Here is an 18,062-nt window from a genome sequence, read left to right on the forward strand (position 1 = left end):
ACATGGTGATGACAGATCCAATTGCAGACATGCTTACTCGCATCCGTAATGCGAACATGGTACGTCATGAGAAATTAGAGGTTCCTGCTTCTAAAATCAAAAAAGAGATCGCTGAACTTTTAAAACGTGAAGGTTTCATTCGTGATGTAGAATACATCGAGGATAACAAACAAGGTATCCTTCGTATTTTCCTGAAATATGGTGCAAACAATGAACGTGTAATCACTGGATTAAAACGTATCAGTAAACCTGGCTTACGCGTTTACGCTAAAGCTGACGAAGTACCACGTGTACTTAACGGATTAGGTATCGCTCTTGTTTCTACATCTAAGGGAGTAATGACAGACAAAGACGCTCGTCAATTACAAACTGGTGGAGAAGTAGTAGCATACGTTTGGTAATATATATTTAAAACGAACGGAGGTGTGACCACATGTCTCGTATTGGTAAAAAGATTCTTGAAATCCCTGCAGGTGTTACTATTACAGTTGCAGAAGACAATACTGTAACAGTAAAAGGCCCTAAAGGTGAATTAACTCGTACTTTCAATGCTGATATGCTTATCAAAATTGAAGAGAATACATTAACAGTTGAGCGTCCATCTGAACAGAAGGAACACCGTGCATTACACGGTACAACTCGTGCTTTAATCGGAAACATGGTTGAAGGTGTAACTGAAGGTTTCGCACGCGGACTTGAATTAGTCGGTGTTGGTTACCGTGCTCAAAAACAAGGTGATAAACTTGTATTAAGCGTAGGTTATTCTCATCCAGTAGAAATGACTCCGGAAGCAGGTCTTGAAGTTGAAGTACCTGCACCAACTAAGATCGTAATTAAAGGTATCGACAAGCAACGTGTTGGCGAATTCGCTGCTAACATCCGTGCTGTACGTGCTCCTGAGCCTTACAAAGGTAAAGGTATTCGTTACGAAGGCGAAGTTGTTCGTCGTAAAGAAGGTAAAACTGCTAAGTAAACCCGTTAGGTGAGAGAAAGGAGTGACAAGAATGATCACTAAAGCTGATAAAAATGCGACTCGTAAGAAAAGACATGCACGTGTACGTGCTAAACTTACTGGTACTGCAGAGCGTCCACGTTTAAACGTGTTCCGTTCTAACCAACATATTTACGCTCAAGTTATTGATGATGTGAATGGTGTAACGTTAGTAAGTGCATCTACTCTTGATAAAGACCTTGCTCTTAACGGTACTAGCAATATTGAAGCTGCTACGAAAGTTGGAGAATCAGTTGCTAAGCGTGCTGTAGAGAAAGGCGTTAAAGAAGTAGTATTTGATCGCGGTGGTTACTTATACCATGGCCGTGTTAAAGCTCTAGCTGAAGCTGCTCGTGAGGCTGGATTACAATTTTAATGGTCAAAGGAGGGAAAATTGATGCATCGCATTGACCCAAGTAAATTAGAACTTGAAGAACGTGTAGTTACGATAAATCGTGTCGCGAAAGTTGTTAAGGGTGGTCGTCGTTTCCGCTTTGCTGCACTAGTTGTAGTTGGCGATAAAAACGGTCATGTTGGATTCGGTACTGGTAAAGCACAAGAGGTACCAGACGCAATCCGTAAAGCTATCGAAGACGCTAAGAAAAACTTAATCGCTGTACCATTAGTTGGTACAACAATTCCACACACAATCAACGGTCATTTTGGCGCTGGTGAAGTATTCTTAAAACCTGCTGCTGAGGGTACTGGTGTTATTGCTGGTGGACCTGTTCGTGCGGTCCTTGAATTAGCTGGTGTACAAGATATTCTTTCGAAATCTCTTGGTTCTAACACACCAATCAACATGATTCGCGCTACTGTGAACGGATTAAGCGAACTTAAGCGCGCTGAAGATGTTGCAAAATTACGCGGTAAATCTGTAGAAGAGCTACTAGGTTAAGGAGGGAAAACAAATGGCGAAAAAGTTAGAAATTACCCTCACTCGTAGTGTAATTGGTCGTCCACAAGATCAACGTGCGACGGTAGAAGCTTTAGGTCTTAAAAAGTTGAATTCAACTGTAGTTAAGGAAGAAACTCCTGCTATTCTTGGTATGATCAACAAAGTTTCTCACCTTGTAACTGTAAAAGAAGCTTAAGGATAACTCATTAATATAAGGAGGTGCCTGGGAATGAAACTTCATGAATTAAAACCTGCAGAAGGTTCTCGTAAAGTACGTAACCGTGTCGGTCGTGGTATCGGTTCTGGTAACGGTAAAACTGCTGGTAAAGGTCATAAAGGACAAAACGCACGTTCTGGCGGCGGTGTTCGTCTTGGCTTCGAAGGTGGTCAAACTCCATTATTCCGTCGTTTACCAAAACGCGGCTTCACAAACATTAACCGTAAAGAGTTTGCTATTGTAAACTTATCAACGTTAAATCGTTTTGAAGATGGTACAGAAGTAACACCTGAATTATTGCTGGAAACTGGCGTTATCAGCAAGTTAAACGACGGTGTTAAAGTTCTTGCAAGCGGAGCAGTAGAGAAAAAACTAACTGTTAAAGCGCACAAGTTCTCTTCAAGTGCTAAAGAAGCAATTGAAGCAGCTGGCGGATCAGTTGAGGTGATCTAATGTTTCGTACAATCTCCAACTTTATGCGCGTTGCTGAGATAAGACGTAAAATATTATTCACTTTAGCGATGTTAATCGTATTCAGGATTGGCACGTTTATCCCCGTGCCATTTACAAATGGAGACGTACTGAAGGCACAAGATCAATTAAATGCTTTAGGTATTCTAAATACATTTGGCGGTGGAGCCTTGAAAAACTTCTCCATCTTTGCGATGGGAATCATGCCGTATATTACAGCATCCATCATCGTGCAATTATTGCAGATGGATGTTGTTCCTAAATTTTCGGAATGGTCGAAGCAAGGTGAAATGGGCCGTCGTAAATTAACGCAATTCACGCGTTACTTTACAATTGTTCTTGCGTTTATTCAGGGGTTTGGTATGTCAATCGGTTTTAACGGTATGGTAGGTGGACAATTAATTTTGAATCCAGGTTGGAGCACTTATTTATACATTGCTACGGTACTGACTGCTGGTACTGCATTTTTAATGTGGTTAGGTGAACAGATTACAGCTAAAGGTGTAGGTAATGGTATTTCCATCCTTATCTTTGGCGGTATTGCCGCAGCGATCCCAAGTGTTATATCTCAAGTGTATCAGCAACAGTTTCAAAATATCGGAGATCAATTGTTCATGAGTATCGTTAAAGTTGCATTGATTTTACTAGCTGTGCTAGCAGTTATTGTGGGTGTTATTTTCATTCAACAGGCTGTTAGAAAGATCCCAATTCAATATGCGAAGCGTGTAACAGGAGGAAATGGTGGTTATGCTGGAGCACAAAACACACATTTACCGCTTAAGGTAAATAGTGCTGGTGTTATTCCAGTAATTTTTGCTGTTTCATTCTTAATTACGCCTCCGACTATTGCACAGTTCTTCCCGAAACATGATGTATCGCAGTGGATTATTGCAAACTTTAACTATTCTCACCCAGTGGGAATGATCATATATGTTGCGCTCATTGTAGCCTTCACATATTTCTATGCATTTGTTCAGGTTAATCCAGAGCAAATGTCAGAGAATCTAAACAAGCAAGGTGGATATGTTCCAGGTATTCGTCCGGGTAAGAATACGGAACAATATCTAACAAAAATCTTGTATCGTTTGACCTTTGTAGGATCAATTTTCCTAGCAGCGATTGCAATCTTACCAGTTATCTTTACGAAATTGGGAAATCTTCCTCCATCTGCACAGATCGGTGGAACGAGTATGTTAATCGTTGTCGGCGTTGCTTTAGAAACAATGAAGCAGCTAGAAAGCCAACTGGTAAAACGCCATTACAAAGGGTTTATCAAGCAGTGAGTAAGTGGGAAGAATTGTCTTCCCTACATGCTCATGTACTCTGAGGGGGAACAAGGATGAACTTAATTTTAATGGGGCTTCCTGGTGCTGGTAAAGGTACACAAGCCGAACAGATTGTTGCCAAGTATAACATCCCTCACATTTCAACAGGAGACATGTTCCGTGCAGCTATGAAGGCTGAAACTGAAATGGGTCTACAAGCAAAATCTTTTATTGATAAAGGTGCACTTGTTCCAGATGAAGTTACAATCGGAATCGTTCGTGAACGTTTAAGTCAAGACGACTGCGTAAGAGGTTTCTTACTAGACGGTTTCCCACGAACTGTTGCACAAGCATCAGCTCTTGAAGAAATTATGAAAGATCTTGGCAAAAAAATCGACTATGTTTTAAACATTAATGTGGATTCAGGGTTGTTATTAAAACGCCTTACAGGCCGTCGCATTTGTAAAGAGTGCGGTGCGACTTACCACTTAGAATTCAATCCACCAGCAAAAGCTGATGTGTGCGATAAATGTGGTGGCGAATTATATCAACGCTCTGATGACAATGAAGAAACTGTAGCAAATCGTTTAGATGTAAATATTAAGCAAACAAAACCTTTGCTTGATTTCTACGAAGAGCTTGGTTACTTACAAAGCATTAATGGTGAGCAAGATATCAATAAAGTATTTGCTGATATCGATGTTCTCATCGGAGGCTTAGCGTAATGATAATCTGCAAAACTCCTCGCGAGATAGAAATCATGCGAGAAGCTGGCAGGATCGTTGCTTTGACTCATCAAGAGTTGAAACAGCACATTACTCCAGGAATTACAACGAAAGAGCTCGATCAAATAGCGGAAAAGACGATTCAAAAATATGGTGCTACGCCATCTTTTAAAGGATACAACGGATTTCCGGGGAGCATATGTGCTTCTGTAAATGAAGAGCTTGTACACGGAATTCCAGGGAAGCGCAAGCTCAAAGAGGGCGATATCATCAGTATCGATATTGGTGCGAAATACAATGGGTACCATGGAGATTCTGCATGGACGTATCCAGTTGGAAACATTTCTGAATCTGTTCAAAAGCTACTTGATGTCACAGAAAAATCGTTGTATCTTGGTCTAGAACAAGTAAAACCAGGCGAGAGATTATCAAATATCTCACATGCGGTTCAAACCCATGCTGAAGAGAATGGATTCTCGATCGTTAGGGAGTATGTTGGTCACGGAATCGGGCAAGACTTACATGAGGACCCTCAAATCCCGCACTATGGTCCACCAAATAGAGGCCCTAGATTAAAGCCGGGAATGGTCATCTGTGTTGAGCCGATGGTGAATCAAGGAAGACGATATGTAAAAACACTATCTGATGACTGGACAGTGGTAACGGTAGATGGTAAATGGTGTGCCCATTTTGAGCACACGATTGCTCTTACAGAAGCAGGATACGAAATCCTTACCACTTTATAAGTAGCTGGCTCTCCGGGATTTCAGAGCAGTGTAAAATGTTACTGATTTGAAGAAGGGAGAACTATTGAATGGCTAAAGATGATGTAATTGAAGTCGAAGGTACCGTTCTTGAAACGTTGCCAAATGCTATGTTCAAAGTAGAATTAGAGAATGGGCATGTCGTATTGGCTCACGTTTCTGGTAAAATCCGTATGAACTTCATTCGTATTTTACCAGGAGACAAAGTTACGGTAGAATTATCTCCGTACGATTTAAATCGTGGTCGTATTACGTACCGTTTTAAATAATATAGCACTCCGTAATCTTTAAGGAGGTTCGAGACATGAAAGTAAGACCGTCAGTTAAACCAATCTGCGAAAAATGTAAAGTTATTCGTAGACGTGGAAAAGTAATGGTTATTTGTGAAAACCCTAAACATAAACAAAAACAAGGTTAATCAGAAGGAGGTGCATTCGTAATGGCACGTATCGCAGGTGTAGATATTCCTCGAGACAAACGCGTTGTTATTTCTTTAACTTACGTATTCGGCATTGGTCGCACAACTGCTGAAAAAATTCTTGCTGAAGCAGGTATTTCTGAAGAAACACGAGTTCGTGATTTAACGGAAGACGAATTAGGACGTATCCGTGATATCATCGATCGTATTAAAGTTGAGGGAGACCTTCGTCGTGAAGTATCTCTTAACATCAAACGTCTAATGGAGATCGGTTCTTACCGTGGTCTTCGTCACCGTCGTGGTTTACCAGTTCGTGGTCAAAACTCTAAAAACAATGCTCGTACACGTAAAGGTCCACGTCGTACAGTAGCAAATAAAAAGAAATAATAAGTAAAGGAGGTTGAACTAACAATGGCACGTAAAACAAACACTCGTAAAAAACGTGTGAAAAAGAATATTGAAGCTGGTATAGCTCATATTCGTTCTACTTTCAACAACACAATCGTAACACTTACAGATACTCACGGTAACGCACTTTCTTGGTCTAGTGCTGGTGCACTTGGTTTCCGTGGATCTCGTAAATCTACTCCATTCGCTGCGCAAATGGCTGCTGAAACTGCTGCTAAAGCTGCAATGGAACACGGTTTAAAAACTTTAGAGGTTACTGTTAAAGGTCCTGGTGCTGGTCGTGAAGCTGCAATTCGTGCTCTTCAAGCTGCAGGTCTAGAAGTAACAGCAATTAGAGATGTTACTCCAGTTCCTCATAATGGATGTCGTCCACCAAAACGTCGTCGTGTGTAATTTTTCTGTATAGAATTTTCCCTTTTGTCTATAATGGATATGATGCATTATCGAGAAATTTCGTACAGAAACATCGCTTGTTGTGCACAATCGGGAACTGCCTAAGGGGGACTTTCGGTTAGACAGGGGTTATACCTTTGTTTAACCGGGGTTTCGACGTTTTGAAGGAGGGTTTAGTTAATGATTGAAATCGAAAAGCCGAAAATCGAAACGGTTGAACTTAACGAAGATGCTAAATATGGTAAATTCGTAATTGAACCGCTTGAGCGTGGATATGGTACTACTTTGGGTAACTCCTTACGTCGTATTCTTTTATCCTCACTCCCTGGTGCCGCTGTTACTGCTATCCAAATCGATGGCGTATTACATGAATTTTCAACAGTTGAGGGCGTAGTAGAAGACGTTACGACGATCATCTTAAACTTGAAAAAGTTAGCTCTTAAAATCTACTCTGAAGAAGAGAAGACGTTGGAAATTGATGTACAGGGCGAAGGTATTGTCACAGCTGCTGATATTACTCACGATAGTGATGTAGAAATCTTAAATCCAGATTTACACATTGCAACGTTAGCAAAAGATGCGCATTTCCGCGTGCGTTTAACTGCAAAGCGTGGCCGTGGGTATACGCCAGCTGATGCAAATAAAAGCGAAGATCAACCAATAGGAGTAATTCCTATTGATTCTATTTATACTCCAGTATCACGTGTGACTTACCAAGTGGAAAAGACACGTGTCGGACAAGTGGCTAATTATGATAAGCTTACGCTTGATGTATGGACGGATGGAAGCATCGGGCCAAAAGAAGCTATCTCTTTAGGTGCCAAAATCTTAACTGAGCATTTAAATATCTTTGTTGGTTTAACTGATGAAGCACAAAATGCTGAGATTATGGTCGAGAAGGAAGAAGATCAAAAAGAGAAAGTTCTTGAGATGACTATCGAAGAACTAGACCTTTCTGTTCGTTCTTATAATTGCCTAAAACGTGCAGGAATTAATACTGTACAAGAGCTTGCGAACAAAACAGAAGAAGATATGATGAAAGTTCGTAACTTAGGACGTAAATCCTTAGAAGAAGTTAAACATAAACTTGAGGAATTAGGTTTAGGTTTACGTAAAGACGACTGAGGATTTAAACCCATCAACAAAGGAGGGAACTACGAATGGCATACAGAAAATTAGGCCGTACAAGTGCGCAACGTAAAGCTATGTTACGTGATTTAGCTACTGATTTAATTATCAACGAGCGCATCCAAACGACAGAAACTCGTGCAAAAGAACTTCGTTCTGTAGTGGAAAAAATGATCACTTTAGGTAAACGCGGAGATCTTCATGCTCGTCGTCAAGCAGCAGCTTTCATTCGCAATGAAGTAGCTAACGCTGAGACTGGTCAAGATGCACTTCAAAAACTATTCGCTGATGTAGCTCCACGCTATGCTGAGCGCCAAGGCGGATACACTCGTATTGCAAAAATTGGTCCACGTCGCGGAGACGCAGCACCAATGGTAATTATCGAGTTAGTATAATGATAATTAAAAGGGCAGGACAGTTCTTTTCAAGAAACTGGTCATGGCCCTTTTTTTTAAATATAAAAATAGGCTAACTTGGCGAAGGAAAGGGTGCCTTCTATTGAAAAAAGAGAAACTTCGGATAGAAAATATATCATTTCAATATCCTGGGGCAGCCACTTATGCATTAAAAGATGTTTCATTTTCCTTATATGAGGGAGAATGGGTATCTATTATTGGTCAAAACGGTTCAGGAAAGTCTACACTTGCAAAATTATTGAATGGTTTGTTTTTGCCAGAAGCAGGGACTATTACAGTAAATGATACAATGGTTTTATCAGAGGAAACGGTATGGGATGTTCGAAAACAAATTGGAATGGTATTTCAAAATCCAGATAATCAATTTGTTGGAACGACAGTGCAAGATGATGTTGTATTTGGCTTGGAGAATATCGGAATGCCAAGAGAACAAATGATTGAAAGATTAGAACAGGCCTTGCAACTTGTCCGTATGGAAGATTTTCTTAATGATGAGCCTCATTCCTTATCTGGTGGGCAAAAGCAGCGAGTGGCAATAGCAGGCGTTTTAGCACTTCAACCATCTATTTTAATATTAGATGAAGCAACGTCAATGTTAGACCCTCAAGGGAGACGTGAAGTAGTAGAAACGGTTAGACAACTTGTTACTCAAAAAGGTATTACCGTGTTATCAATTACGCACGATTTAGAAGAAGCGGCACAGTCAGATCGTGTCATTATTTTAAATAAGGGAGAAATATTAGAGGAAGGGACTCCAGAAAAAATTTTCAAATCCTCTCATATGCTCCAAGAAATTGGCTTAGATGTACCGTTTTCGGTGAAAATAGCAGAATTATTAAAAAGAAATGAAATTCTCTTGCAAAATACGCATCTTACAATGGAAAGCTTGGTGAACGAACTTTGGAGATTACATTCCAAAAAGTAGAACATCGTTATCAATATAAAACTCCATTTGAAAGACGCGCACTTTATGATGTAGACGTGTCGTTTCCAAGTGGGGGCTATTATGCCATTATCGGTCATACCGGTTCAGGAAAGTCGACGATGATTCAACATTTAAATGGTTTATTGCAGCCGACAAATGGTACAGTTCAAATTGGTGAACATTTGATTTCGGCAGGAAAGAAAGAAAAAAAGCTAAAGCCACTACGTAAGAAAGTAGGGGTTGTCTTTCAATTCCCAGAACATCAGTTGTTTGAAGAGACTGTGGAGAAAGATATTTGTTTCGGCCCTACTAATTTTGGAGTATCTGTAGACGAAGCAAGGCAAAAGGCTAGAAAGGCAATTGAACTTGTAGGGCTAGAACCAGAACTGTTAGCACGTTCTCCGTTCGAATTAAGTGGTGGACAAATGAGACGTGTTGCTATAGCGGGTGTACTGGCAATGGAACCTGAAGTGCTTGTATTAGATGAACCTACAGCAGGACTAGATCCAAAAGGGCAGAACGAACTTATGGAGATGTTTTATAAGCTGCACAAGGAGAAGGGTCTTACAGTCATCCTTGTAACGCATAATATGGAGGATGCTGCTCAGTATGCGGAGCAGATTGTAGTTATGCATAAAGGAACGGTCTTTTTGCAAGGAAGTGCAGAGGAAGTATTTTCACATGCTGATGAACTAGAGAAAATTGGTGTGGATCTTCCTATGTCATTAAAGTATAAACGTGCAATTGAAGAGAAGTTTGGTATTTCAATTCCAAAGGCTACCTTATCTTTAGAGGATCTTACTCATGAAGTTGTGCAGGTGTTACGAAAAGGTGGTCATGAATCATGCAGCAGTTGATTATTGGGAGATATATCCCGGGGAATTCACTTATTCATCAACTTGATCCACGTACGAAGCTGCTGATTGTCTTTTTATATGTATTTGTTGTTTTCTTAGCAAATAATGCGATTTCATATGGATTTTTATTTTTATATGCACTCATTGCTTTATTTTTTGCAAAAGTGCCGATTCGTTATGTACTTTCGGGCTTAAAACCAATTTTATGGATTTTTCTTTTTACATTTTTCCTGCATATTTTTACAAATAAAGAGGGGGATGTACTATTCCAGCTTGGTTGGTTTTCGATATATGAAAAAGGATTAGAGCAAGGGATATACATTTCTGTACGATTCTTCGTTATTATTTTAATGACGACATTATTAACGTTAACGACGACACCTATTGAAATTACAGATGGTTTGGAGACGTTATTAAAGCCGTTGAAGCGTATAAAGGTTCCTGTTCATGAAATCGCATTAATGATGTCAATTTCTCTTCGTTTTATCCCGACATTAATGGATGAAACGAGTAAAATAATGAAAGCACAAGCGTCACGTGGTATTGATTTTGCCGGGGGACCGATAAAAGATAGAATGAAAGCTATTATTTCACTGCTCGTTCCTCTGTTTATCAGTGCTTTTAAGCGTGCAGAGGACTTAGCCATTGCGATGGAAGCTCGTGGATATCAAAGTGGTGAAGGACGTACTAAATTTAGGCAACTACGCTGGAAAACAAGCGATACAGTAACGATTGTCAGCTTATTTTGTTTAGCTTGTATTTTGGCATGGGTGCGATCGTAATGGAGAATAGAGAAATGGATAGAATAAAATGTACGGTTGCATATGATGGCATGCATTTTTGTGGTTATCAAATTCAGCCGAACCATCGTACTGTTCAACAGGAGATAGAAAAAGCATTGCAGAAATTGCATAAGGGAGAACTTGTTCGTGTTCAGGCATCTGGTAGAACAGATTCTACAGTTCATGCAAAAGGACAAGTAATACACTTTGATACTCCTTTGTCTCTTGAAGAATGGCAATGGATTAATGCTTTAAACACAATGTTGCCAGATGATATTGTTATTAGGCAAGTAGAGAAAAAAACAGAAGAATTTCATGCACGTTACGGTGTTGAGAAAAAAGAATATCGTTATCGTGTATTATTATCAAAGACTGCGGATGTATTCCGTAGAAATTACGTATATCAATATCCATACCCGCTCGAAATCAACTCTATAAGAAAAGCAATTCCTTATTTTATTGGAACACATGATTTCACTTCTTTTTGTTCGGCAAAAACTGACAAAAAAGATAAAGTGCGAACAATTTATGAAATCGAGTTAATTGAACAAAATGATGAAATAATTTTTCGTTTTGTAGGTAATGGATTTTTATATAATATGGTCAGAATTATTGTTGGTACGTTACTTAGCGTAGGGCAAGGAAAGCTTGATCCTGATAGCATTCCAGAGATTTTAGCGAAACAAAATCGTCAGTTTGCTGGAAAGATGGCTCCAGGTCATGGGCTTTACTTATGGGAGGTAAACTATAACAACTAATCCTGGTGTAACATTTGCTTGACATTAGAAACTCAAAAGTATATCATAACATATGGTATTGTTTCTAAAACCACGATTAGCCCCGGAAGGAAATCGTGTTTAAGATAAACAATAGATTTTTTCTATGGAAAAGATAACGAGGAGGGAAACACATGCGTACGACTTTTATGGCAAAAGCTAACGAAGTTGAGCGTAAATGGTATGTGGTTGATGCTGAAGGTCAAACTTTAGGTCGCCTTGCTAGTGAAGTAGCATCCATTTTACGTGGTAAAAACAAACCTACATTTACACCACACGTTGACACGGGTGATCATGTAATTATTATTAACGCTGAGAAAATTCATTTAACAGGTAATAAATTAAACGATAAAATTTACTACCGTCACACTAACCACCCAGGTGGACTTAAGCAAAGAACAGCTCTTGAAATGCGTACAAACTACCCTGTACAAATGTTAGAGCTTGCAATTAAAGGCATGCTTCCAAAAGGACGCTTAGGCCGTCAAGTTTCTAAGAAACTTAACGTGTATGCTGGAGCAGAGCATCCACACCAAGCACAAAAACCAGAAGTTTACGAACTTCGCGGATAATTAATTAAAGGAGGGCTTACTTTGGCACAGGTTCAATACTATGGCACTGGACGTCGTAAGAGTTCAGTAGCGCGCGTACGCCTAGTTCCAGGCGAAGGACGCGTTATCATTAACGGTCGTGATTTTGAAAACTATATCCCATTTGCTGCATTACGTGAAGTAGTGAAACAACCTCTAGTTGCAACAGAAACTTTAGGTAACTACGATGTACTTGTAAACGTAAATGGTGGTGGATACACTGGTCAAGCTGGTGCTATTCGTCACGGTATTTCTCGCGCTTTATTAAAAGCTGATCCAGAATACCGTCTAACATTAAAACGTGCAGGTCTATTAACTCGTGACGCACGTATGAAAGAGCGTAAAAAATACGGTCTTAAAGGCGCACGTCGTGCACCTCAGTTCTCAAAACGTTAATTTTTGCGAACTACAAACCCCAACCATTTTGGTTGGGGTTTTTTATGTTTCATTCCTCTTTTGCAATTTTTATAGCTTGGAATATTTTAGTGCTCCCGCCACGCGTATGCTTCTTCTTTAGAAGTTTAGACTAATACGTATTAGGGAGGTTTATATGTACTATGAATGTCATTGTCAGCTTACAAGAAAAACAAAAAGAAAAGCAGTTAAAATACGAGCGGAAGATGTTGCGGGAATTATCATTAAAAACATTGCGTTCAAATATTCGTGATGCCTTTCAAATGCAAGAGCTTCATCGTCAGTATGAAGATTACTGTATTGAATTAGGGATAGAATCTTATTTATTAGGAGCGAGATACAGTAAATTTGGTTATTATGGTGAATCGTTTTTTGATGTGAAATATAGAGCTTTAGAAGAAGAACAACAATTAACTGAAACGCTATTTCAATTTTTAACGAGTATGACTATGCGAGAAATAAAGTTGAAAGATGAGGAGTTACTTTTTGAATCTTGTCAGCAGTTTATAGGATTGTGGTGGCAAGAAGGGTATGAAAAAGGTGAAAGAAGATATCGATTAAAGCTTCATTAAGACAAGCATAAACTTTCCTCTTGTCCCATATAAGTAATTAGAGGGACTAGCTGGAGGAGGAAAGGTATGAAGAGAATTCGAATTATCTCTTTTGCACTCGCTGCGGTTGTATTGTTTTTTTTAGTCAAGCAAGAATTTCAAATTACAAAATCGTGGCGAGCTTGGAATTTACCCTTATCAGGGAAAGTAATTGTGTTAGATGCTGGGCATGGTGGACCAGATGGAGGGGCTGTTGGTGGAAAGGATATTATAGAAAAGGATATTACGCTTGAAATTACAAAAAAGGTACAAGACTATTTACAAGAACAAGGTGCACTAGTTATTTTAACGCGTGAGGGAGATTATGATTTAGCTAACAAAGATACAAAGTCATATAGTAGACGTAAAGCAGAGGATTTAAAAAAACGTGTAGAAATCATCAATAAACCTGATGTAGACTTTTTTGCAAGTATTCATTTAAATGCTTTAACTAGTAGTGGATCGAAAGGCGCACAAACGTTCTATTACCGCTCTTCGATTGAAAATGAACGTGCTGCAAAATTTATACAGGCTGAATTGAGAACAAGTTTAGAGAACACGAATCGTTCTGCTAAGACAATTTCGCATGTATATTTATTAAAGTATTCTAAAACACCAGGTGCTTTAATTGAAGCTGGCTTTTTATCGAATGTGAACGAAAGGTATATGTTAAATTCGGAGAAATATCAGCAAAAGGTAGCAGCTGCAATATACCGTGGTATATTACGTTATTTCACGGAAAAAGGAAATCCTCCAGAATAAGGAGGATTTTTTTGAGCTTCTCTCGTTAACGAAGTTTTCGGAAAATATGTTATACTGGAAATGTAAACGCATTTATTTCAAGGATAAGCAGAGATAAATTCAATTAACATTACGTTATTTTTCATACAGGGGGCTGGGCTAATTATGGTAACGAAAGAGCAAGTGGTTGAAGCGTTAGAAGGGATTGTAGATCCGTTTTTACATAAAACATTAAAAGAAACAAGTGCAATTAAAGAGGTAACAGTCAAGCCAGAGAAGGAACATGTGAGTGTCAAAATTGCAATCGTAAAAACCGGTACAGCGGAACAAATGCAGTTGCAGTCTGGAATTGTAAAGTTAGTAAAAGAACTTGGGGCAGCAACAGTTGGACTTCGTTTTGCAGAATTTACAGAAGAGGAATTAGCTCAGTTTGCACTGGAACAAGAAGAAGAGCAAAGTGAATCTTTATTGTCACCTAATTCAAAAACAACATTCTTAGCAGTAGCGAGTGGAAAAGGTGGCGTGGGAAAATCAACTGTTTCCGTTAACCTTGCAGTTGCTTTAGCTCGTTTAGGAAAAAAAGTTGGTATTATTGATGCGGACATTTACGGTTTTAGTGTGCCAGACATGATGGGGATAGAAAAACGTCCTATCGTAAGAGGTGACAAGATAATTCCGGTGGAACGTTTAGGTGTAAAGGTAATCTCAATGGGCTTCTTTGTAGAGGATAATGCACCAGTTATTTGGAGAGGACCTATGCTTGGGAAAATGTTAAACCACTTCTTCACAGAAGTAGAATGGGGCGATTTAGATTATTTAGTACTAGATTTGCCACCAGGCACAGGTGATGTTGCGTTAGATGTGCACTCAATGTTGCCATCTTGCAAAGAGATTATTGTAACGACGCCTCATCCAACAGCTGCGTTTGTAGCAGCGCGTGCTGGAGCGATGGCATTGCGCACTGAACATAGTATTCTTGGTGTTGTTGAGAATATGGCATATTTTGAAAGTAAGGTAACTGGTGAGAAAGAATATGTATTTGGAAAAGGTGGGGGAGATAAGTTAGCTACCGAATTACAAACGAATGTTCTTGGTCGTATTCCACTGCAACAACCCGATTGGAATAAAGAAGACTTTGCTCCTTCAGTATATGAAGATACACATACAACGGGCATTATTTATAGTAAAATAGCTGAAACAGTAATTGATAAAACAGCTGTTACACAAAAATAAAGTGAAACTTTAATCAGTGGGGTTCACCTGTTACTGACAACAATAAGGCTTTTGTTGCTAGTAAACCTTTCGCTTAATTAGAGGGGTCCATTTTGTCTGTTAATAGCAAGATAAAGTAATAACGAGTGAACAATATATAAATTGTCCACTCGTTATTATAGTTATTATTTTTTACTGTTCTTCCTTCTTCTCGCCTTGAGAACCACCGTCACCGCCTGCTTCTTTCTTGCCAGATCCGCCTTTTTCAGCTTTTTGCACACCTTTACTAATGATATCAATCATCTTGGCTTGGAAGAGTGGACTTTCAGCAGTTTCTGTTAGTACTTGTTGTAGATATTGACGGTATTCTTTACTCTTCATTGTTTGTAACATCATTTTTTCTACTTCAGGATTTTTCATAATTTCTATAACGCCTGCTTGGTATTCAGGGTCTTTTAATAAGGTTTTCATTAATTGAGTTTGTTCTTTCCCCATACTTTTAGCAAATTTTGATGAGAACTCAGGATCTTTAAAGAGCTTTTCCCAGAATTGTTGCCCTTTATCGGATACCATGGCATCTTCAATCGTTTTCTTTACTACTGTTTCATCTAGTATGAGTGCTTGTTTCATTTTTTCATCAGTTAATACATCTTGAATAGCTTTCTTACCTTGATCTGTTTTTAAAATATCAACAATCATTTTCTTTGTTTGATCGTAATCTAGTTCGGATTTCGTTTCTTTTCCTTGTGCGCATGCTGCAAGTGCGATAAGTAGAAAAGAAGAAACGAAAATGAATAGCATCCGTTTCATAAGTTGGAACTCCTTTCAGCACAGTTCTCTCTTTTTAATATAAATATCTTTAAGGAATTTATACATGAACATGGCTAGCTTTTTGAAATTGTCATTGATACAATTTAATTAGAAATATAAGGATAATGGGGGATGTGTTGTGAATAGCCGCAAGTGGGTACGACTATTTTTAACGACGTTGTTTCTTGGTGGGATTAGCACAGTTATTATTGGTTTTGTTTTGGAGTGGGACAAGTACGATAAATTTTTTCAAAATTTCGACGGTAAGGAGATTTTAGCAGTATCTTTCTGGCTGATGGGTGTAGGATTTATTTTTAGTGTTATAAGTCAAATGGGATTCTTTGCATATTTAACAATCCACCGTTTTGGACTAGGGATGTTTCGCTCATCTTCTTTATGGAATGCAGTCCAGCTCTTCTTTATTGCATTCGTATTATTTGATTTTGTGTATTTAAGATCTGTACTTATTGCAAATGGGGAAGTCTCGTTAGGGAATAATATACTTGTTGCTGGAATGTTATTTGTGTTTGGAGCAATTGTTGCTTATGTAAAAAGTAAAGAAACAAATAAAAAAGCATTTGTGCCAGCTCTGTTCTTTATGGTTGTTGTAACGATCCTTGAATGGGTACCGGCGCTTCGGATTAATGATACAGATTGGTTATATTTAATGGTTATACCGCTATTGTTATGTAATGCATATCAATTACTTGTATTACATCGTTTAATCGGAAAAACAAGTAAATCAGCTTAATAGAGAGGTTTTATAAAACAGCAGTTATAATGTTGTAAATGGTATGATTAAAAAAGCTCTACCACCTTCTTGAAAGGTAGTAGAGCTTTTTATGCGTGAAGAGTAGTAGGGAAGAAGCTACTTCACATCCTCACTTTTCGTACTTGTGTTGGAAATAAGTTGTGAAACGGATATTTGCTCATATCCATCACTTTTTATTTTTTGCAGGAGCAGCGGTAAAGCTCTATTTGTTTGAAGGGCAGAATCGGATGCGTGTAATAAGACGATATCTCCACCTTTCAAATTATTAGAGACAGTGGAAACGATGTTATTTACACCTGGGTTTTTCCAATCGTTTGAATTATTACTCCAATGCACGACGGTGTATCCAAGTGATTCTGCGATTTTAAGGGTTGCTTTGTTAAATTCGCCACTAGGTGGACGTAACAGCTTGACTTGTTTTACACCAAGTTTCGTAAAAACATCTTGTGCTCGTAAAAGGTCTCGTCTTATTTCATTTGTCTCTAGAGAAGTATAGGATGTGTAATTGTACCCCATACTACCGATTTCGTGTCCATCTTTCATGATTCGCTCTACAATATCGGGGTGTCTTTCGGCCCATGCAGCAGAAAGGAAGAAGGTTGCATTCTTAATTTCTTTTTCTTTAAGAGTATCTAGGATTGGAATTGCTTTTTTGTCTCCCCAACTAATATCAAACGTAAATGCAACTTGCTTTTTAGCGGTGTCTCCTTTGTAAATTACTTTAGGGCCTGTAGCAGTTGAAAAAGCAGATTCATGTGAATATGTTTTTAAAAAGAGTAGCCATGCTGTAAATAAGGAAAGTATCACTATTAAGCTAATGTGTTTAAAATTTCTCTTACTCGTAATAAAAAAGAAAAACATAATATTACGCCCCTTTGTCCAATCCTTTTCAGTTACATATATGCTGGAAATATAAAAAAGAGAACAAAGGATTAATATCGTAAGTAGTGGATATAATGGATGATAGGATTGTGATAATTGAAAATGAGCGGAACGTTTATTGTTGCGTAAGGAATTATTGAGGTGATTGTTTGCTTGGGCTGATGTTGACAAAAGAAGAGAGAAAAGAAATGGAATACATATTGAAGAGAGAATTAGAGGAACTTTTATTTGATTTTGAAGATGAGCGTATTCATGAAGTTGTAAAAAAAGCCATGGAAGAAAGATATAAAATCATTTTCTGTTTATTCCGGAGAGTAGCTAACACAGAAGAATGTATTCGTTATGTAAGAAAAAGAATTTTTTATTAAAAAGTGTTGACGTTAATAGTTTGTATATGTTAAATTAATAACCGTCGCTGATGCGGAAACGCAGAAAACGACAAAAAGAAATTGAAAAACTTAGTTGACATTAACTAACGAAGATGTTAACATAAGGAAGTCGCAAACGAGCGACCAAGTAGTTCTTTGAAAACTGAACGAAACAAACAACGTGAAACGTCAATTTTTATTTTAGATGCTAGACAAACTAACTTTATTGGAGAGTTTGATCCTGGCTCA

28 protein-coding genes are annotated in these 18,062 nt (G+C 38.5%); 26 read left to right on the forward strand and 2 right to left on the reverse strand.

Features of this window, described 5'->3' with window-relative positions; genetic code table 11:
* The first annotated feature begins 2 nt into the window (after positions 1–2).
* The 24 genes from rpsH (at position 3) to ACTFRM_RS29785 (ending at position 15,002) form a co-directional block, all read left to right on the forward strand.
* A complete protein-coding gene (rpsH, locus tag ACTFRM_RS29670; protein ID WP_000245511.1) occupies positions 3–401 on the forward strand; it encodes a 30S ribosomal protein S8 in 399 nt (132 codons plus the stop codon).
* Positions 402–433: 32 nt separating this feature from the next.
* Entirely contained in the window at positions 434–973 is a 540-nt protein-coding gene (gene rplF, locus ACTFRM_RS29675; RefSeq protein ID WP_000086558.1) for a 50S ribosomal protein L6, read from the forward strand.
* Positions 974–1,004: 31 nt separating this feature from the next.
* Positions 1,005–1,367: a 50S ribosomal protein L18 gene (rplR, locus tag ACTFRM_RS29680; RefSeq protein WP_000628816.1), complete on the forward strand. Its 363-nt coding sequence runs from the start codon at positions 1,005–1,007 to the stop codon at positions 1,365–1,367.
* Between the two features lie 21 nt (positions 1,368–1,388).
* Complete coding sequence (gene rpsE, locus ACTFRM_RS29685; RefSeq protein ID WP_000554646.1) at positions 1,389–1,889, forward strand: 30S ribosomal protein S5; 501 nt, start codon at positions 1,389–1,391, stop codon at positions 1,887–1,889.
* A 13-nt stretch (positions 1,890–1,902) separates the two neighbouring features.
* Complete coding sequence (rpmD, locus tag ACTFRM_RS29690) at positions 1,903–2,085, forward strand: 50S ribosomal protein L30 (protein WP_001085234.1); 183 nt, start codon at positions 1,903–1,905, stop codon at positions 2,083–2,085.
* A gap of 33 nt (positions 2,086–2,118) precedes the next feature.
* Positions 2,119–2,559, forward strand: coding sequence for a 50S ribosomal protein L15 (gene rplO, locus ACTFRM_RS29695; RefSeq protein ID WP_000766081.1), 441 nt, complete (start codon positions 2,119–2,121; stop codon positions 2,557–2,559).
* A complete protein-coding gene (gene secY, locus ACTFRM_RS29700) occupies positions 2,559–3,860 on the forward strand; it encodes a preprotein translocase subunit SecY (RefSeq protein ID WP_000490117.1) in 1,302 nt (433 codons plus the stop codon). The genes rplO and secY overlap by 1 nt, the downstream gene beginning before the upstream one ends.
* 56 nt (positions 3,861–3,916) lie before the next feature.
* A complete protein-coding gene (locus ACTFRM_RS29705; RefSeq protein ID WP_001048989.1) occupies positions 3,917–4,567 on the forward strand; it encodes an adenylate kinase in 651 nt (216 codons plus the stop codon).
* Positions 4,567–5,313, forward strand: a complete 747-nt coding sequence (map, locus tag ACTFRM_RS29710) for a type I methionyl aminopeptidase (protein ID WP_000582539.1) — start codon at positions 4,567–4,569, stop codon at positions 5,311–5,313. Before ACTFRM_RS29705 ends, map begins: the two co-directional genes overlap by 1 nt.
* A gap of 68 nt (positions 5,314–5,381) precedes the next feature.
* Complete coding sequence (gene infA / locus ACTFRM_RS29715; protein WP_001029884.1) at positions 5,382–5,600, forward strand: translation initiation factor IF-1; 219 nt, start codon at positions 5,382–5,384, stop codon at positions 5,598–5,600.
* A gap of 35 nt (positions 5,601–5,635) precedes the next feature.
* Entirely contained in the window at positions 5,636–5,749 is a 114-nt protein-coding gene (rpmJ, locus tag ACTFRM_RS29720) for a 50S ribosomal protein L36 (protein ID WP_000868344.1), read from the forward strand.
* 21 nt (positions 5,750–5,770) lie between these two features.
* Positions 5,771–6,136, forward strand: coding sequence for a 30S ribosomal protein S13 (gene rpsM, locus ACTFRM_RS29725; RefSeq protein WP_000090788.1), 366 nt, complete (start codon positions 5,771–5,773; stop codon positions 6,134–6,136).
* A gap of 24 nt (positions 6,137–6,160) precedes the next feature.
* Positions 6,161–6,550: a 30S ribosomal protein S11 gene (gene rpsK / locus ACTFRM_RS29730; protein WP_000101798.1), complete on the forward strand. Its 390-nt coding sequence runs from the start codon at positions 6,161–6,163 to the stop codon at positions 6,548–6,550.
* Positions 6,551–6,730: 180 nt separating this feature from the next.
* Positions 6,731–7,675: a DNA-directed RNA polymerase subunit alpha gene (locus tag ACTFRM_RS29735; RefSeq protein WP_000569643.1), complete on the forward strand. Its 945-nt coding sequence runs from the start codon at positions 6,731–6,733 to the stop codon at positions 7,673–7,675.
* A 35-nt stretch (positions 7,676–7,710) separates the two neighbouring features.
* On the forward strand, positions 7,711–8,073 hold the full coding sequence (gene rplQ, locus ACTFRM_RS29740; protein WP_000331490.1) for a 50S ribosomal protein L17: 363 nt from the start codon (positions 7,711–7,713) through the stop codon (positions 8,071–8,073).
* Between the two features lie 103 nt (positions 8,074–8,176).
* On the forward strand, positions 8,177–9,019 hold the full coding sequence (locus ACTFRM_RS29745) for an energy-coupling factor ABC transporter ATP-binding protein (RefSeq protein WP_000711757.1): 843 nt from the start codon (positions 8,177–8,179) through the stop codon (positions 9,017–9,019).
* On the forward strand, positions 8,995–9,876 hold the full coding sequence (locus ACTFRM_RS29750) for an energy-coupling factor ABC transporter ATP-binding protein (protein WP_000406533.1): 882 nt from the start codon (positions 8,995–8,997) through the stop codon (positions 9,874–9,876). Before ACTFRM_RS29745 ends, ACTFRM_RS29750 begins: the two co-directional genes overlap by 25 nt.
* Entirely contained in the window at positions 9,864–10,658 is a 795-nt protein-coding gene (locus ACTFRM_RS29755) for an energy-coupling factor transporter transmembrane component T family protein (protein WP_001186526.1), read from the forward strand. Before ACTFRM_RS29750 ends, ACTFRM_RS29755 begins: the two co-directional genes overlap by 13 nt.
* A gap of 14 nt (positions 10,659–10,672) precedes the next feature.
* Positions 10,673–11,416: a tRNA pseudouridine(38-40) synthase TruA gene (truA, locus tag ACTFRM_RS29760; RefSeq protein ID WP_002098927.1), complete on the forward strand. Its 744-nt coding sequence runs from the start codon at positions 10,673–10,675 to the stop codon at positions 11,414–11,416.
* Between the two features lie 152 nt (positions 11,417–11,568).
* A complete protein-coding gene (gene rplM / locus ACTFRM_RS29765) occupies positions 11,569–12,006 on the forward strand; it encodes a 50S ribosomal protein L13 (RefSeq protein ID WP_001260793.1) in 438 nt (145 codons plus the stop codon).
* A gap of 21 nt (positions 12,007–12,027) precedes the next feature.
* Positions 12,028–12,420 (forward strand): 30S ribosomal protein S9, encoded by a 393-nt coding sequence (rpsI, locus tag ACTFRM_RS29770; protein WP_000079986.1) that lies wholly within the window; start codon positions 12,028–12,030, stop codon positions 12,418–12,420.
* Positions 12,421–12,581: 161 nt separating this feature from the next.
* On the forward strand, positions 12,582–13,010 hold the full coding sequence (locus ACTFRM_RS29775; protein WP_001101005.1) for a DUF2521 family protein: 429 nt from the start codon (positions 12,582–12,584) through the stop codon (positions 13,008–13,010).
* A gap of 66 nt (positions 13,011–13,076) precedes the next feature.
* A complete protein-coding gene (gene cwlD, locus ACTFRM_RS29780; RefSeq protein ID WP_000822439.1) occupies positions 13,077–13,790 on the forward strand; it encodes an N-acetylmuramoyl-L-alanine amidase CwlD in 714 nt (237 codons plus the stop codon).
* 144 nt (positions 13,791–13,934) lie between these two features.
* A complete protein-coding gene (locus ACTFRM_RS29785; RefSeq protein ID WP_163093564.1) occupies positions 13,935–15,002 on the forward strand; it encodes a P-loop NTPase in 1,068 nt (355 codons plus the stop codon).
* A gap of 171 nt (positions 15,003–15,173) precedes the next feature.
* Here the strand turns inward: ACTFRM_RS29785 and gerD are convergent, their stop codons facing one another.
* Entirely contained in the window at positions 15,174–15,791 is a 618-nt protein-coding gene (gerD, locus tag ACTFRM_RS29790; RefSeq protein ID WP_000827295.1) for a spore germination lipoprotein GerD, read from the reverse strand.
* 139 nt (positions 15,792–15,930) lie between these two features.
* On the opposite strand from gerD, the gene kbaA reads away from it, so the two are divergent.
* Positions 15,931–16,542 carry a KinB signaling pathway activation protein KbaA gene (gene kbaA, locus ACTFRM_RS29795; protein ID WP_006921137.1) on the forward strand — a complete coding sequence of 204 codons (612 nt, stop codon included), beginning with the start codon at positions 15,931–15,933 and terminating at the stop codon, positions 16,540–16,542.
* 117 nt (positions 16,543–16,659) lie between these two features.
* Here kbaA and pdaB read toward each other — a convergent pair whose 3' ends face one another.
* Positions 16,660–17,424: a polysaccharide deacetylase family sporulation protein PdaB gene (gene pdaB / locus ACTFRM_RS29800; protein WP_000464703.1), complete on the reverse strand. Its 765-nt coding sequence runs from the start codon at positions 17,422–17,424 to the stop codon at positions 16,660–16,662.
* Between the two features lie 170 nt (positions 17,425–17,594).
* Here pdaB and ACTFRM_RS29805 point away from each other — a divergent pair, with 170 nt between their 5' ends.
* Entirely contained in the window at positions 17,595–17,813 is a 219-nt protein-coding gene (locus ACTFRM_RS29805; protein ID WP_000901147.1) for a hypothetical protein, read from the forward strand.
* The last annotated feature ends 249 nt before the right edge of the window (positions 17,814–18,062 follow it).

This window comes from Bacillus cereus group sp. MYBK227-1 (assembly GCF_051916325.1).
Classification (GTDB): domain Bacteria; phylum Bacillota; class Bacilli; order Bacillales; family Bacillaceae_G; genus Bacillus_A; species Bacillus_A cereus.

Coding starts and splice junctions, on each gene's coding strand:
- rplO (WP_000766081.1), top strand. CDS start 2,119: ATGAAACTTCATGAATTAAAACCTGCAGAAGGTTCTCGTAAAGTACGT.
- map (WP_000582539.1), top strand. CDS start 4,567: ATGATAATCTGCAAAACTCCTCGCGAGATAGAAATCATGCGAGAAGCT.
- ACTFRM_RS29755 (WP_001186526.1), top strand. CDS start 9,864: ATGCAGCAGTTGATTATTGGGAGATATATCCCGGGGAATTCACTTATT.
- ACTFRM_RS29705 (WP_001048989.1), top strand. CDS start 3,917: ATGAACTTAATTTTAATGGGGCTTCCTGGTGCTGGTAAAGGTACACAA.
- rplM (WP_001260793.1), top strand. CDS start 11,569: ATGCGTACGACTTTTATGGCAAAAGCTAACGAAGTTGAGCGTAAATGG.
- rpsM (WP_000090788.1), top strand. CDS start 5,771: ATGGCACGTATCGCAGGTGTAGATATTCCTCGAGACAAACGCGTTGTT.
- rplF (WP_000086558.1), top strand. CDS start 434: ATGTCTCGTATTGGTAAAAAGATTCTTGAAATCCCTGCAGGTGTTACT.
- rpmJ (WP_000868344.1), top strand. CDS start 5,636: ATGAAAGTAAGACCGTCAGTTAAACCAATCTGCGAAAAATGTAAAGTT.
- rpsE (WP_000554646.1), top strand. CDS start 1,389: ATGCATCGCATTGACCCAAGTAAATTAGAACTTGAAGAACGTGTAGTT.
- truA (WP_002098927.1), top strand. CDS start 10,673: ATGGATAGAATAAAATGTACGGTTGCATATGATGGCATGCATTTTTGT.
- rplR (WP_000628816.1), top strand. CDS start 1,005: ATGATCACTAAAGCTGATAAAAATGCGACTCGTAAGAAAAGACATGCA.
- gerD (WP_000827295.1), bottom strand. CDS start 15,791: ATGAAACGGATGCTATTCATTTTCGTTTCTTCTTTTCTACTTATCGCA.
- rpsK (WP_000101798.1), top strand. CDS start 6,161: ATGGCACGTAAAACAAACACTCGTAAAAAACGTGTGAAAAAGAATATT.
- ACTFRM_RS29785 (WP_163093564.1), top strand. CDS start 13,935: ATGGTAACGAAAGAGCAAGTGGTTGAAGCGTTAGAAGGGATTGTAGAT.
- rpmD (WP_001085234.1), top strand. CDS start 1,903: ATGGCGAAAAAGTTAGAAATTACCCTCACTCGTAGTGTAATTGGTCGT.
- ACTFRM_RS29775 (WP_001101005.1), top strand. CDS start 12,582: ATGAATGTCATTGTCAGCTTACAAGAAAAACAAAAAGAAAAGCAGTTA.
- secY (WP_000490117.1), top strand. CDS start 2,559: ATGTTTCGTACAATCTCCAACTTTATGCGCGTTGCTGAGATAAGACGT.
- rpsH (WP_000245511.1), top strand. CDS start 3: ATGGTGATGACAGATCCAATTGCAGACATGCTTACTCGCATCCGTAAT.
- ACTFRM_RS29735 (WP_000569643.1), top strand. CDS start 6,731: ATGATTGAAATCGAAAAGCCGAAAATCGAAACGGTTGAACTTAACGAA.
- cwlD (WP_000822439.1), top strand. CDS start 13,077: ATGAAGAGAATTCGAATTATCTCTTTTGCACTCGCTGCGGTTGTATTG.
- pdaB (WP_000464703.1), bottom strand. CDS start 17,424: ATGTTTTTCTTTTTTATTACGAGTAAGAGAAATTTTAAACACATTAGC.
- rplQ (WP_000331490.1), top strand. CDS start 7,711: ATGGCATACAGAAAATTAGGCCGTACAAGTGCGCAACGTAAAGCTATG.
- infA (WP_001029884.1), top strand. CDS start 5,382: ATGGCTAAAGATGATGTAATTGAAGTCGAAGGTACCGTTCTTGAAACG.